Source organism: Planomonospora algeriensis, assembly GCF_977012225.1.
The window spans coordinates 1-238 of the sequence record NZ_CDRNDK010001179.1 but is presented as its reverse complement, the minus strand read 5'-3'; the positions used below and the strand labels follow the sequence as shown (position 1 = coordinate 238).

Annotated in this window: 1 protein-coding gene; it reads right to left on the bottom strand. The window is 74.8% G+C overall.

Annotated elements, in window-relative coordinates; genetic code table 11:
• The coding region (locus ACWJ6R_RS38330; RefSeq protein WP_449066846.1) for a hypothetical protein at window positions 1-176 on the bottom strand (176 nt) is incomplete at its 3' end.
• Between the last annotated feature and the right edge of the window lie 62 nt (window positions 177-238).

The window sequence follows — 238 nt, the reverse complement described above, 5'->3', positions numbered from 1 at the left end:
CCCCGCCCCCCACCAGCCGAAACCCGCGGCACCGGCAACGCCCCCCGATCCAGCTTCCCGTTGCCCGTCACCGGCAGCACCCCCAAAACCACCACCGCCGACGGCACCATGAACTCCGGCAACACCCCCGCCACGAACCCCCGCACCCGCGCCGGATCCAACTCCTCCCCCGGCACCTCCGGCACCACGTAGGCCACCAGCCGCCGATCCCCCGGCCGGTCCTCCCGCACCACCACCG